Genomic DNA, 13,081 nt, shown 5'->3' with positions numbered 1-13,081 from the left:
GTGCCGGGTCAGCCGTCGAGGGTCATCCGCGGGGTGCCGCGCACCGCGTAGGCGGGCAGCCGGGCGTCGCGCAGGTACGCGGGGGAGAGGGACAGCCCGAACCTCCGCTCCAGGACGCCCAGGCTGCGGCGGTAACCGGTCTGGTAGTCCTCGTCCTCCGGCGGGAGATATGTCTTCCCGTCGGGGGAGAGGACTCCGGCCGCGACGAGGTCCGGCAGGAGCAGATCGGGCTCCTGCCCCCAGCGCCATATCTCCTCCCGCAACCCGAACCCGCACAGGAACACGCCGTCGCGGGCGTAGTCCACCATGGCGGGCGGATGTTCCTGGATCGGCACGTACCGCACGACCTCGACCCCGTCCCGGGAGACCTCCTCGAGCAGGTCACCGCCGGTCGGGTCCCAGTACTCCAGGGCGAAGGACCATCCGCCGCACTCGCCCACCCGCACCACACCGTCCCCGTCGTCACCCGGCCGGTACCACTCGACCCCGAGGTCCTCCACCTCCCGGTCGGTGATCGGCTCCGTCGCCCCGTCCGGGGCCCCGCCCAGGCGCACGGCGAGTTCCTCGGGGGAGATGCCGCGCGCGAACACGACGCTGGACATCCAGCCCTTGAGGTCGACCAGCCACACGATTCCGTCACTCATGCGGGCGACTGTAACGGGCGCCACTGACAACGGGGTTGAGGCGGCGGCCGCGTTCAGAAGGGCAGCCCGAGGACACCCCAGCCTCGCCGGTCGGCCTCGGTCACGACGACGGACCACTCGCGCACCAGCGCGTCGAACCGGTCGAAGTCCTCGATCCACCCGCCCGGATCCGCCGCATGCCGGCCGTACGGTTCACGCAGCCCCTCCAGCAGGGGCTCCGCTCGCGCCCAGTGAGCGGTCAGCGCGTTCACGGCCGCGGGCGGGCAGGCGACCAGCACGCTGGGCGACGGGGAGTGGACGAGGCCGTCCATGGGCGGTACGAGCGGGTCGTCGTGCCAGAACAGCCCGCGCAGGAAACCGTCCAGGGCTTCCCGCAGCACGGGATCGGCGAAGTCCCGCACGTCCTCCCAGCCCTTCCCGGCCCAGAAGTGCGGCTTGTAGGAGCCGCTGGTGCAGTGGAACGTGTACCGGCCGCTCCAGGGCACCCTCGGTGACGCGGGGACCAGCCAGCCCGGGACCGGCCCCGTGGCCCGGTCGTCGTCCTCGTCCTCGGGCCAGGTGGCCTCCTCCAGCACCGCGAGCCGCTCACCCGCCGGCGTCCGCTCCAACTCCCCCCAGTCCAGCCCCAGCACGGTGATGTCCAGCCCCATACGGCCACCCTACGACGTCCCGGACCACCAGGTCCGCGCGCTCCCGAGTCGTCGCCACCAGCTCGGCGTTGTGCTGGTCCGTGCCCAGCACCCAGGCCACCGCCTCCCGGTGTCCCTTGCCGAACTCCTCGTGCCGGGCGACCAGCCGGCGGACGCGCTCGTCCTCCTCCGCCTCGCAGAACCACACCTCGTCCAGCGCGGGCCGGACACGCGCCCACGCGTCCGTGTCCAGGAGCAGGTAGTTGCCCTCGGTCACGACCAGCCGGGCCGTGGGCGGCACCGGGACGGCACCCGCGAGCGGCTGCTCCAGGACCCTTTCGAAGCCGGGCGCGTACACGATGTCGTCGCCGTCCGTCTCCTCGCGCAACCGGCGCAGCAGGGCCGCGTACCCGGCCGCGTCGAAGGTGTCGGGCGCGCCCTTGCGGTCGCGGCGGCCGAGCCGGTCGAGCTCGACGTCCGCCAGGTGGAAGCCGTCCATCGGGACGTGCGCCACCCAGGGCTCCCCGGTGCCGTTCAGCTCCCGTACCAGGTGCTCGGCGAGGGTCGTCTTGCCGGCGCCGGGGCTGCCGGCGATGCCGAGGAGCGCGCGCCGGCCGCCCGCGGCGAGGGAACGGGCGCGCAGGAGCAGATCGTCGAATGTGAGCACACAGCAGAGTGTCGCAGGCTGGAAGGGGACCCGGACCGGGAGGGCCGAGAGAGGAGGAGGACATGTCCGAGGACGAGACGCGGATCCGCGCCCTGATCACGCGCTGGGCGGACGCGGTGCACCGCGGCGATCTCGACGCCGTCCTCGCCGACCACGCCGAGGACCTCCTCCTGTACTACGTGACGCCGCCCCACGACGGCCTGCGGGGCCTGGGCCCCTACCGGGCGATCTGGCCGCCGTTCTTCGCGTGGCAGGCGCAGGGCGCGCTGTTCGAGATCGACACGCTCGACGTCACCGCCGGCCCCGAGGTCGGCTACGCGCACGCCCTGTTGCGCGTCGGCACGCCGGAGGAGCTGGCCGAGCGGCCCACCCTGCGGCTGCGGCTGACGTTCGGTCTGCGCAAACAGCGCGGCCGGTGGGTCATCGCGCACGAGCACCACTCGTTCCCGCACGACTGACCTCTTGTTCCCGCTGACCGTGTGGCGCGTCGATGTGGCGCGCGCCACTCGGTGGGCACCCCCATGCGGGGGAACGGGACCTGTATGACGACGACGCTCGGTCTCCCGGACACCATCCAGGCCTGCCTCTTCGACCTCGACGGGGTGGTCACCCGGACGGCCGTGGTGCACGCGGCCGCCTGGAAGGAGACGTTCGACGCGTTCCTGCGCGAGCGCGACGGCGAGGACTTCCGGCCGTTCGACACCGCCGACGACTACGACGAGTACGTCGACGGACGCCCGCGCGCCGACGGCGTCCGCACCTTCCTCGCCTCCCGCGGCATCCACCTGCCCGAGGGCCGGCCCGACGACCCACCGGACGCACCGACCGTCCACGGCCTCGGCAACCGCAAGAACGAGCTGCTGCTGGAGAAGATCCGCACCCAGGGCGTCGAGGCCTACGAGGGCACCCTGCGCTACCTGGAGGCCGTCCGTGCCCGGGGTCTGCGCACGGCGATCGTCTCCTCCAGCGCCAACACCCGTGACGTGCTGCGCTCCATCGACGCCGAGGACCTCTTCGAGGTGCGGATCGACGGCGTGGTCGCCGCCGAGCGGGGACTGCCGGGCAAGCCACACCCGGACACCTTCCTCGCCGCCGCCCGCGATCTCGGTGTCGAGCCGTCCCGGGCCGCCGTCTTCGAGGACGCGCTGGCCGGGATGGACGCGGGCCGCGCCGGGCACTTCGGGTACGTCGTGGGCGTTGACCGGGTGGGGCAGACCGACGCCCTGTACGCGCACGGCGCGGACGTCGTCGTCAAGGACCTGGCCGAACTGGGGGGAAACGAGTGATCACCGACCGGTCCTACGCCGTCGAGCCCTGGTGCGTCCGCGAGACCCACCTCGACCTGGACGTCCTCGCCCAGAGCGAGTCGGTGTTCGCCCTGTCCAACGGGCACGTCGGCTGGCGCGGCAACCTCGACGAGGGCGAACCCCACGGCCTGCCCGGCTCCTACCTCAACGGCGTCCACGAACTGCACCCCCTGCCCTACGCCGAGGCGGGCTACGGCTATCCGGAGTCCGGCCAGACGGTCATCAACGTCACCAACGGCAAGATCCTGCGGCTGCTGGTCGACGACGAGCCGTTCGACCTGCGCTACGGGCGGCTGGAATCCCATGAACGCGTGCTGGACCTGCGCCGGGGCGTGTTGGAGCGCACCTGCGAGTGGACCTCACCGGCGGGCTCGACGGTCCGGGTGCGCTCGACCCGGCTGGTCTCCCTCACCCAGCGCGCCATCGGCGCCGTCGCCTACGAGGTCGAGGCCGTCGGCAGCCGCTCCCGGGTGGTCATCCAGTCGGAGCTGGTGGCCAACGAGAGCCTTCCGGAGCCGAACGGCGACCCGCGCGCGGCCCGGGCACTGAAGTCGCCGCTGGAGCCGGAGGAGGACGTGGCCGTCGGCAACCGTCTGCGGCTGGTGCACCGTACGAAGCGCAGCGGTCTGCGCGTCGCCGTGGCCGCCGACCACACCGTCACGGGCCCCGAGCGGACCACCACCAGCAGCGAGAGCAACGCGGACCTGGCCCGTCTGACCGTCACCTCCGTGCTGGAGCCCGGCGAGCAGCTGCGCGTGGAGAAGCTCGTCGCGCACGGCTGGTCCGGCGCCCGCTCCCGGCCCGCGATGAGCGACCAGGTGGAGGCGGCCCTCGCCGCGGCCGGACACAGCGGCTGGCAGGGCCTCCTCGACGACCAGCGGACCTACCTCGACGACTTCTGGGCCCGCGCGGACGTGGAGGTCGACGGCGACGAGGAGATCCAGCAGGCCGTCCGCTTCGCCCTCTTCCACGTCCTCCAGGCCGGCGCCCGCGCCGAACAACGGGCCATCCCCGCCAAGGGCCTGACCGGCTCCGGCTACGACGGCCACGCCTTCTGGGACACCGAGACCTTCGTCCTGCCCCTGCTCACCTACACCGCGCCCGAGGCCGTCTCCGAAGCCCTGCGCTGGCGGAAGAACACCCTGGACGCCGCCCGCGAGCGCGCCGCCCAACTCGGCCTGAGCGGCGCCGCGTTCCCCTGGCGCACCATCGAGGGCTCGGAGGGCTCCGCCTACTGGCCGGCCGGCACCGCCGCCTTCCATGTCAACGCCGACATAGCCGACGCCGTCGTCCGCTACGTCGCGGCGACCGGCGACACCGACTTCGAACGGGACACGGGTGTCGAACTACTGGTGGAGACCGCCCGCCTGTGGCGCTCCCTCGGTCACCACGACGCGCACGGCACCTTCCACATCGACGGCGTCACCGGCCCCGACGAGTACAGCGCGGTCGCCGACGACAACACGTACACCAACCTCATGGCCCGGGCGAACCTCCTCGCCGCCGCCGACGTCGTCGAACGCCACCCGGAGGAGCCCGCCGCGCTCGGCGTCGACGCGGAGGAGAGCGCCGCCTGGCGGGACGCCGCCGCCGCCGTGCACATCCCCTACAACGACGAACTGGGCGTCCACGAACAGCACGCGGGCTTCACCCGCTACCAGCGCTGGGACTTCTCCGGCACCCGCCCCGACCAGTACCCCCTGCTGCTGCACTTCCCCTACTTCGACCTCTACCGCAAGCAGGTCGTCAAACAGGCGGACCTGGTCCTGGCGATGTACACCTGCGGCAGCTTCTTCGACGAGGAGCAGATCGCCCGCAACTTCGCCTACTACGAGCCGCTGACCGTCCGCGACTCCTCGCTGTCGGCGTGCTGCCAGGCCGTCGTCGCCGCCCAGGCCGGCCACATGCGCCTGGCCTACGACTACACGGCCGAGGCCGCCCTGATGGACCTGGCGGACCTGGAGCACAACACCCGCGACGGGCTGCACATCGCCTCCCTCGCCGGTACCTGGATGGCGCTGGTCGCCGGGTTCGGCGGGCTGCGCCGCGACGGCGACAGCCTGCGCTTCGCACCCCGTCTGCCGGAGATGTTCAGCCGCCTCGCTTTCTCCGTCCAGCTCCTCGGCCGTCGTCTGCATGTGGAGGTCGGCCCCGACAAGGCCACCTACACCCTGCTGTCCGGCCCACCCCTGACCATCAGCCATCACGGCACCCCGGTGTCCCTCAACGGCGACGGCCCGGCCGTGCGCACGGTCCCGCCGGTTCCACAGCGCCCGTCACCCGAGCAGCCCCCGCACCGCCGCCCAGGCGCCCGCTGATCGCCTGACCTGTCGGGCACTTGGCCGGTCTTCACCCTGCGTATCCGCCCGAGGCGGGTTACTTTTGCCGTGTTTTCCCGGTTTGTTCCGGTTTTACGGTGAGGGGTGGAGATGGCCCACGGCACGGACGCCCTGCTCGTCGGGGCGAGACGAGGCACATCGGCGGCCGCGCCCGGCCTGTCCTGGCAACGGCGCGGGGAATGGCTCCTCGCCGCCGTGGCCGTCGCCTTCACCGTGGCCCAACTGGTCCTCGTCCGCCCGAGCCTGGGCCTCGGCTGGGACGAGACCGTGTACGTCAGCCAGTCGAGCGCCCAGGCACCCCCGGCCTTCTTCAGCGCACCGCGCGCCCGCGGGGTGGCCCTGCTCGTGGCGCCGGTCACCTCCTGGTCGACCTCCACGGAGCTGCTCCGCGTCTACCTCGCGGTCCTGTCCGGCCTCGGCCTCTACCTGGCCCTGCGCGTCTGGCGCGGCTACTTCCCGGCCCGCGTCCTGGCCGCCGCCGGCGCCCTCTTCGCCTCCCTGTGGGTGACGCTCTTCTACGGCCCGGCGGCCATGCCCAACTACTGGGTCGCGCTCGGTGCCCTGGCCTGCGTCGGCTGCTGCCTGCGGGCCGCCGCCGACCACCGGGACCGGGCCGCGCTGGGGGGCGTCGCGGTGGGCGCCGCGCTGATGGCGTGGATGCGGCCCACCGACGCCGTGTGGATCAGCCTGCCGCTGCTCGTGTGGATGGCGGCCGGCCGGCGGATGCGCCTCGCGCTCGTCCTGCTCGCCGGGCTCGCGACGGGCATCGGGCAGTGGGTGATCGAGGCCCACCTCGCGTACGGCGGCCTCACGCAGCGGCTGTCCGAGGGATCCCGCATCCAGGGCGGACTCGGCTGGAACATCGCCGTCGACGACCAGCTGCGCAGCCTGATCGGCCGGACCCTGTGCCGCCCGTGCACCGGATCGCTGCCGCACCCCGCCGTCATGGCCTGGTGGTTCGTCCTCCCGCTGCTCGCCGCCGTCGGCCTGACGGTCGCGGTCCGCGCGCGGCGCACCGGACCCACCGGCCTCCTGCTCGCCTGCGCCACGACGGCCGCCGTGCCGTACCTGTTCATGATCGGCTACGCGGCACCGCGCTTCCTGCTCCCCGCGTACCTCCTGCTCGCGATCCCGGTCGCCGACGCCCTGTTCCATCTGGTCACCTCGGCGAGCGGCCGGTGGCGCCCGGCCGCGCTCGTGGTGCTCGCGCTGGGACTGGCGGGACACCTGGCGGTGCAGTACGTCGTCCTGGACCGCACCGTGGACCGCACCACCGCCGACCGCCGGAACTGGAGCCGCACCGCCGGCCACCTGCACCGACTGGGCGTCCGCCCGCCCTGTCTGCTCACCGGAGCCAATGCGGTGCCCCTCGCCTTCTACACCGGCTGCTCCTCGGCCAACCCGGGCGGCCACGACGCCAACACCACCGTGGCGGGCATCCTGAGCACCGCCCGCCGGATCCCGACCGCCGCCCTCTCCCGGCCGGGCGTCCCGCCGCCCCCGTACGCCCGCGACTGGAGGACCCACCCGTCCGCCGGTTTGGACCTGCACATCGCGCCCCCGCCCCGCGTGAACGGACCCGCATGACGTCCGAGCAGGTCACCGTCGCGGCGACGCGAAGAGGTGCCTACTGGCAGACCGCCCTCACGCTCGGCGTCCTCGTGGCCGCCGTCCTCCTGGCCCGCCGTCACTGGCCCGTGCTGGAGTCCGGTGCCCTCCGGCTCGTGGTCGCCGACCAGGGGTGGCTGCTCGTCGGTGCGGTCGCCGCGTGCGGGACCTGGCTGTGCGCGGCCCTGGCCCAGCAGGGCGCCGTGCTCAGGCCGCTGCCTCCGGGCCGGCTCGTGGCCGCGCAGTTCGCCGCTTCCGCCGCCAACCACGTTCTGCCGGCCGGGCTCGGTGCCGGCGCCGTCAACCTGCGCTTCCTCATGCGCTGCGGACTGCCGGCCGGGCGCGCGGCGACCGCCGTCGCGGTCAAGGCCACGGCCGGCGGGGTGGCGCGGGCCGCCCTGGTCGTCGTGTTCGCCGCCGTCTGCCCGGGGATCCTGCGGATCCCGCACGACTGGGGCGGTGAAGCGGCCGTCGCCGTCGCGGTGGTGGGAGTGTGCGTCCTGGTGGCCGGCCGGCTGTGGCCACGGTGCCGACGGGCCCTGACCGGGGCGGTCGCGGACATCAGGGCCGTCCACGCACAGCCGCGACGGGCGGCGGCCCTGTGGGGCGGGTCGGCGGCGTTCGCCGGGCTGCACGCGTGCGTGCTGATCGCCGTCAGCCGGGCCGTCGCGCTGCCCCTGCCACCGGCCCGGGTGGCGCTGCTCTATCTCGCCGCGAGCAGTGCGGCCGCCCTGCTGCCCACACCGGGCGGACTCGGCTCGCTCGACGCGGCGCTCGCCCTCGCCCTGGCCGCCGCCGGGGCGCCGGCCGCCGCGGCCGCCTCCGCCGTGCTCGGCTACCGGCTCCTGACGATGTGGCTGCCGCTGCTGCCGGGCCTGCTGGTGCTGGGGATCCTCATCCGCCGCAAGGCGCTGTGACCCGGGCCCGCGTTTCCCGCCCGCCGGCAACTGGTAGGAGTCCGATGGCCGGACCGGGAGACGAGGGGGAGTGTCATGACGTGGAACGAGAACGGCGGGCGGTTGGGGGAGGAGTTCTTCACCCCGGGGACCTCGTCCTTCACCGAGTTCCTTGCGGAACACCGCCCGGAGCTGCTCAGCACGCGCCGGATCCTCCCGGACGGCGTACGGGCCGCGCCCGGCCAGGTGCCGCACGGCACCACCGTCCTCGCTCTCGCCTACCGCGACGGCGTGCTGATCGCCGGCGACCGCAGGGCCACCATGGGCAACCTCATCGCCCAGCGCGACCTGGAGAAGGTGCACCCCGCCGACGACCACACGGCCGTCGCCTTCGCCGGCACCGTCGGACTCGCCCTGGACATGGTGAAGCTCTACCAGGTCGAGCTGGCGCACTTCGAGAAGATCGAGGGCACCGCCATGACCCTCAACGCGAAGGCGCGCCGACTGGCCGGCATGATCCGCGAGAACCTCGGCCAGGCCATGCAGGGCCTCGCCGTCGTCCCCCTCCTCACCGGGTACGACGCCTCCGCCCCCGAGGGCGAGCGCGGCCGCATCTTCAGCTTCGACGTCGCCGGAGGCCTGTACGAGAAGCGGGACTTCCACGCCGAGGGCTCCGGATCCCCGTACGCCCGGGGCGCGTTGAAGAAGCTGTTCCACAAGGGCATGGACCGGCGCGCGGCCGCCCTCGCCGCCCTCCAGGCACTGTGGGACGCGGCGGACGACGACTCCGCGACCGGCGGCCCGGACATCAACCGCCGTATCTTCCCCATCGTGTCGGTCATCACCGAGGACGGCTTCGAGCGGCTGCCCGAGGCGGAGACGGAGGAACTGAGCCGCGAGATGGTCGAGCAGCGCCGCAGCCGGCCGGACGGGCCGAACGCGGCGCCGTGACCCGGGGACCGGGGGCACGGAGGCGTGACGCGGGACGCGGTGACACGGGACGCCTGGCAACGGGCCCCCGTGACCGGGTGCTTTCCGCACTCGTGGTGAAGACCTGTCACGGGCTTTACTGCACATGACTTGCAGGTACCGGAGGATGAAACCAGGCTGCGCAGTGCGGCCGTACGACCCGACAGAAGGATCCTCCGCCCGATGACGGCCGCCCCTGATTCCGCTCCGCCCCTCCTCCCCGCCGCCCCCGACCAGGGGGCGGCCCGGCACCGCGCCCGTGGCTCCCTGACGCGGCAGGAGTGGATCAGGGTGGGCGGGATGGCCGCCGTGATCGTGGCGCTGCATGTGATCGGCTGGTTCACCCTGGTCGCGATCGTCGCCCCGCACCACTACGCCATCGGCACGCAGACCTTCGGCATAGGCGTCGGTGTCACCGCGTACACGCTCGGTCTGCGGCACGCCTTCGACGCCGACCACATCGCGGCGATCGACAACACCACCCGCAAGCTGATGGGGGAGGGGCAGCGGCCGCTGTCGGTCGGCTTCTGGTTCTCCCTCGGCCACTCCAGCGTCGTTTTCGCCCTCGCGCTGCTGCTCTCCCTCGGCGTGAAGACCGTCGCCGGACCGGTCGGCGACGACGACTCCCACCTCCACGACATCACCGGCCTGATCGGTACGACCGTCTCCGGCACCTTCCTCTACCTCATCGCGGCGATCAACCTGGTCGCCCTGGCCGGCATCTGGAAGGTGTTCCGCCAGATGCGCTCGGGTCACTTCGACGAGGCCGCGCTGGAGGAGCAGTTGAACCAGCGAGGCTTCATGAACCGCCTCCTCGGCCGCGTCATGAAGTCGGTCACCAAGCCCTCGCAGATGTACCCGCTCGGCCTGCTCTTCGGCCTCGGCTTCGACACCGCCACCGAGGTCGCCCTCCTCGTCCTCGCGGGCTCGGGCGCCGCCTCCGGCCTGCCCTGGTACGCGATCCTCTGCCTGCCCGTCCTGTTCGCCGCCGGTATGTCCCTCCTCGACACGATCGACGGCTCCTTCATGAACTTCGCCTACGACTGGGCGTTCTCCAGGCCGGTCCGCAAGGTCTACTACAACCTCACCATCACCGGCCTGTCCGTCGCCGTCGCCCTGCTCATCGGAACCGTCGAACTCCTGGGCCTGCTCGCGGACAGGCTCGGCCTGCACGGCCCGTTCTGGGACTGGATCGCCGGCCTCGACCTGAACGCGCTCGGTTACGTCATCGTCGGCCTGTTCGTCGCCACGTGGGTCGTGGCCCTCGTGGTGTGGAAGGCCGGCCGTGTGGAGGAGAGGTGGACGACGGGGCGGGCCGGGCGGACCGACGAGGCGTGAGCACCCCGGTGATCAGGCCTGCAGTCCCCACGTGCGTGGCGGAGGGTCACACGGAGTGTGCGAGGGGTGACCGTGCCGGCTGTTGAGCTTTCAAGATTGACGGGCGGGTCAGCTCCGCAGGGGCCCGTGCGGTGGGCATGTGCCGAGGTTGGGGCGCGCCCGGCGGGGATACCCGGACGAGCAGACGGGGACAACGCAGCGAACTCAGCAGCCCAGGGAGGCATCCATGGGTACGGAGCCCGAGACCATGGGCGACGACGCCTACCAGCCCACCGGCACCAACGAGGAGCAGGAGGACGCCGCTCCCCTCGACCTGCAGGACGCGCTCGACGAACGCACCTATGACGACACCCTGGACGAGGGTTACTCCCCGCCGGAGAAGCCGCTGGGTGTCACCAAGTACGGCACCACCGCGGCCGAACAGCACGACGGCGAGACCCTCGACCAGCGCCTCGCCCAGGAGGTGCCGGACGTGTCCGAGCCCGCCGGGGACGACGTCGGCGACCTCCCGCAGGGCGAGGGCGAGCCGGTCGACCCCGAGGCGGGCGAGGAACGCGCCGGACGCCTGGTCGCCCCCGACGAGGGAGCCCACCCCGATGAGACCAAGGAGGAGATCGCCGAGGACGTCGGCATCGACGCGGGCGCCGCGGGTGCGGAGGAGGCCGCCGTTCATGTCGTCAACGAGGACGACTTGCCGTAGGACCGACTGGGTCGGGGCCGGTTCAGTCCCCGAACCGGCCCTGTTCAGTCCCCGAACCGACCTCGTTCAGTCCCCGATCCGGTCCAACTGCCGTAGCCGGTTGGTGGCGTCGAGGGCGGCGACCTTGTAGGACTCGGCGAGGGTCGGGTAGTTGAAGACCGCGTCGACGAGGTAGTCGACAGTGCCGCCGAGACCCATCACGGACTGGCCGATGTGGATCAGCTCGGTCGCGCCGCTGCCGAAGCAGTGCACGCCGAGCAGGGTGCGGTCCTCGGGCGAGACGAGCAGCTTGAGCATGCCGTGTGCGTCGCCGACGATCTGGCCGCGGGCCAGCTCGCGGTAGCGGGCGATGCCGACCTCGAACGGCACGCGGTCCTCGGTGAGTTGGTCCTCGGTCCGGCCGGCGAAGCTGATCTCCGGGATGGTGTAGATGCCGATCGGCTGGAGGTGGTGCATCCGTCCGACGGGCTCGCCGCAGGCGTGGTAGGCGGCCGCGCGCCCTTGTTCCATCGCCGTCGCGGCCAGCGCCGGGTAGCCGATGACGTCGCCCACGGCGTAGATGTGCGGCACCTGCGTGCGGTAGTGCTCGTCCACCGCGATCCGGCCGCGCGCGTCCGCCGCGAGCCCGGCCTTGTCGAGGTCGAGCCCGTCGGTCAGGCCCTGCCGGCCCGCCGAGTACATCACCACGTCCGCGGGGATCTTCTTGCCGCTCTCCAGCACGGTCAGCGCGCCCCGCGGATGGCGCTCGACGGCGGCCACCGTCTCCCCGAAGCGGAAGGTCACCGCCAGGTCCCGCAGGTGGTACTTGAGCGACTCGATGACCTCGACGTCGCACATGTCGAGCATCCCCGCCCGCTTCTCCACCACCGTCACCTTGCTGCCCAGGGCGGCGAACATGGACGCGTACTCCATGCCGATCACCCCGGCGCCCACGATCACCAGGGACCGGGGAACCCGCTCGATCGTCAGGACGTTGTCGGAGTCGAGGATGGTGCGCCCGTCGAACTCCACGCTGTCGGGCCGCGCGGGCCGGGTGCCGGTGGCGATAACGATGTGCTCGGCGCTCAGCAGCCGCTCCTGACCGCCGGCCGCGCGCAGGGCGACGGTGTGGTCGTCGACGAACCGGCCGGTGCCGATGAACTGGGCGACGTGGTTGCGGGACAACTGGCTGCGGATGACGTCGACTTCACGCCCGACCACGTGCTGCGTGCGCGCGGTCAGGTCGGCGACGGTGATGTCCTCCTTCAGGCGGTAGCTCTGCCCGTAGAGGTCGCGCTGGGTGAGGCCGGTGAGATAGAGCACCGCCTCGCGCAGGGTCTTGGAGGGGATGGTGCCGGTGTGGAGGGAGACCCCGCCGAGCATGTCGGGGCGGTCGACGACGGCGACGCGGCGGCCGAGCTTGGCCGCGGCGATGGCGGCCTTCTGACCGCCCGGACCGGATCCGAGGACGAGCATGTCGAAGTCGGGCACCCTCCGGAGTCTGACAGCCCGGAGGCTCCCTTCGAAAGGGTGGACCGGAGACGACCCGTCACACGGTCACGGCAGCAGCTTCTCGATCGCGTTAGGGCCCTCCTCGTCGAGCTTGCGCCGCGCCCACTCGAGGTTGCGCGGGGTGAGGTCCCGGCCCGCGGCCAGGACCATGTCCTCCGGCGACACCTCGGTGCCGGTGCGGGTGTGGAGCAGGTTGTCCGGGGTGACGCGGTCGGGGGACGGCCGGGAGGCGTCGGGCTGTGAGGTCGACATGGTCTCTGCTCCTCGGTCCGGAGGGCTGCTTCGGACCCGGTGCTTTCATTGGGTCCACTAACACCATTCAACGCGGAAGCGCAGCCTGCATCCGGAGGCGGACGCTCCCTTGCCGCAGGAGTACCGCCCGGAGCCGGAACGTAACCCCCGATGCGTGAGCGGCTCGGGATGCCGGGCCCCGCGCCGGGACGTCTAATGGGCTGCATCGGTGCCTCCCGAATCACTCGGAGCGTTCCCAGCC

At 72.5% G+C, this 13,081-nt stretch carries 13 protein-coding genes; 8 read left to right on the top strand and 5 right to left on the bottom strand.

Annotated elements, in window-relative coordinates; all coding sequences use genetic code 11:
- Positions 1-8: 8 nt before the first annotated feature.
- The 3 genes from IE263_RS14450 to IE263_RS14440 are packed head-to-tail and all read right to left on the bottom strand — an operon-like array spanning position 9 to position 1,940.
- Positions 9-644, bottom strand: a complete 636-nt coding sequence (locus IE263_RS14450) for a DUF6461 domain-containing protein (RefSeq protein ID WP_189936201.1) — start codon at positions 642-644, stop codon at positions 9-11.
- A gap of 53 nt (positions 645-697) precedes the next feature.
- Positions 698-1,294 (bottom strand): hypothetical protein, encoded by a 597-nt coding sequence (locus IE263_RS14445; RefSeq protein WP_189936199.1) that lies wholly within the window; start codon positions 1,292-1,294, stop codon positions 698-700.
- Positions 1,230-1,940, bottom strand: coding sequence for a nucleoside/nucleotide kinase family protein (locus IE263_RS14440; protein WP_189936197.1), 711 nt, complete (start codon positions 1,938-1,940; stop codon positions 1,230-1,232). The genes IE263_RS14445 and IE263_RS14440 overlap by 65 nt, the downstream gene beginning before the upstream one ends.
- Before the next feature lie 62 nt (positions 1,941-2,002).
- Here IE263_RS14440 and IE263_RS14435 point away from each other — a divergent pair, with 62 nt between their 5' ends.
- The 8 genes from IE263_RS14435 (at position 2,003) to IE263_RS14400 (ending at position 11,097) form a co-directional block, all read left to right on the top strand.
- Entirely contained in the window at positions 2,003-2,398 is a 396-nt protein-coding gene (locus IE263_RS14435; RefSeq protein WP_189936195.1) for a nuclear transport factor 2 family protein, read from the top strand.
- Between the two features lie 84 nt (positions 2,399-2,482).
- Entirely contained in the window at positions 2,483-3,226 is a 744-nt protein-coding gene (locus tag IE263_RS14430) for an HAD family hydrolase (protein ID WP_189936194.1), read from the top strand.
- Positions 3,223-5,565, top strand: a complete 2,343-nt coding sequence (locus IE263_RS14425; protein ID WP_189936193.1) for a glycoside hydrolase family 65 protein — start codon at positions 3,223-3,225, stop codon at positions 5,563-5,565. The genes IE263_RS14430 and IE263_RS14425 overlap by 4 nt, the downstream gene beginning before the upstream one ends.
- A gap of 111 nt (positions 5,566-5,676) precedes the next feature.
- Entirely contained in the window at positions 5,677-7,173 is a 1,497-nt protein-coding gene (locus tag IE263_RS14420; protein WP_189936191.1) for a hypothetical protein, read from the top strand.
- On the top strand, positions 7,170-8,111 hold the full coding sequence (locus IE263_RS14415; RefSeq protein WP_189936189.1) for a lysylphosphatidylglycerol synthase domain-containing protein: 942 nt from the start codon (positions 7,170-7,172) through the stop codon (positions 8,109-8,111). The genes IE263_RS14420 and IE263_RS14415 overlap by 4 nt, the downstream gene beginning before the upstream one ends.
- Positions 8,112-8,186: 75 nt before the next feature.
- Positions 8,187-9,041, top strand: a complete 855-nt coding sequence (gene prcB, locus IE263_RS14410; RefSeq protein WP_189936187.1) for a proteasome subunit beta — start codon at positions 8,187-8,189, stop codon at positions 9,039-9,041.
- Positions 9,042-9,242: 201 nt separating this feature from the next.
- Positions 9,243-10,397 carry a Nickel transporter NicT gene (gene nicT, locus IE263_RS14405; protein WP_189936185.1) on the top strand — a complete coding sequence of 385 codons (1,155 nt, stop codon included), beginning with the start codon at positions 9,243-9,245 and terminating at the stop codon, positions 10,395-10,397.
- Positions 10,398-10,623: 226 nt separating this feature from the next.
- A complete protein-coding gene (locus IE263_RS14400; protein ID WP_189936183.1) occupies positions 10,624-11,097 on the top strand; it encodes a DUF5709 domain-containing protein in 474 nt (157 codons plus the stop codon).
- 66 nt (positions 11,098-11,163) lie between these two features.
- On the opposite strand, the gene sthA is transcribed toward IE263_RS14400, so the two are convergent.
- Both sthA and IE263_RS14390 read right to left on the bottom strand, forming a co-directional pair.
- The gene (sthA, locus tag IE263_RS14395; RefSeq protein ID WP_189936182.1) at positions 11,164-12,567 is read right to left on the bottom strand and encodes a Si-specific NAD(P)(+) transhydrogenase; all 1,404 of its coding nucleotides are present in this window, start codon (positions 12,565-12,567) and stop codon (positions 11,164-11,166) included.
- Between the two features lie 66 nt (positions 12,568-12,633).
- Complete coding sequence (locus IE263_RS14390) at positions 12,634-12,840, bottom strand: hypothetical protein (RefSeq protein WP_189936179.1); 207 nt, start codon at positions 12,838-12,840, stop codon at positions 12,634-12,636.
- Positions 12,841-13,081: the final 241 nt, after the last annotated feature.

The sequence above is a fragment of the Streptomyces aurantiogriseus genome (assembly GCF_014649375.1).
Lineage (GTDB): Bacteria > Actinomycetota > Actinomycetes > Streptomycetales > Streptomycetaceae > Streptomyces > Streptomyces aurantiogriseus.
This window is presented reverse-complemented; position numbering and strand designations above follow the sequence as displayed.

What these genes read in the sequence shown, in the direction of transcription:
- IE263_RS14450 (WP_189936201.1), bottom strand. Translation starts at nt 644, where the DNA reads ATGAGTGACGGAATCGTGTGGCTGGTCGACCTCAAGGGCTGGATGTCC.
- IE263_RS14445 (WP_189936199.1), bottom strand. Translation starts at nt 1,294, where the DNA reads ATGGGGCTGGACATCACCGTGCTGGGGCTGGACTGGGGGGAGTTGGAG.
- IE263_RS14435 (WP_189936195.1), top strand. Translation starts at nt 2,003, where the DNA reads ATGTCCGAGGACGAGACGCGGATCCGCGCCCTGATCACGCGCTGGGCG.
- IE263_RS14430 (WP_189936194.1), top strand. Translation starts at nt 2,483, where the DNA reads ATGACGACGACGCTCGGTCTCCCGGACACCATCCAGGCCTGCCTCTTC.
- IE263_RS14420 (WP_189936191.1), top strand. Translation starts at nt 5,677, where the DNA reads ATGGCCCACGGCACGGACGCCCTGCTCGTCGGGGCGAGACGAGGCACA.
- IE263_RS14415 (WP_189936189.1), top strand. Translation starts at nt 7,170, where the DNA reads ATGACGTCCGAGCAGGTCACCGTCGCGGCGACGCGAAGAGGTGCCTAC.
- prcB (WP_189936187.1), top strand. Translation starts at nt 8,187, where the DNA reads ATGACGTGGAACGAGAACGGCGGGCGGTTGGGGGAGGAGTTCTTCACC.
- nicT (WP_189936185.1), top strand. Translation starts at nt 9,243, where the DNA reads ATGACGGCCGCCCCTGATTCCGCTCCGCCCCTCCTCCCCGCCGCCCCC.
- IE263_RS14400 (WP_189936183.1), top strand. Translation starts at nt 10,624, where the DNA reads ATGGGTACGGAGCCCGAGACCATGGGCGACGACGCCTACCAGCCCACC.
- IE263_RS14390 (WP_189936179.1), bottom strand. Translation starts at nt 12,840, where the DNA reads ATGTCGACCTCACAGCCCGACGCCTCCCGGCCGTCCCCCGACCGCGTC.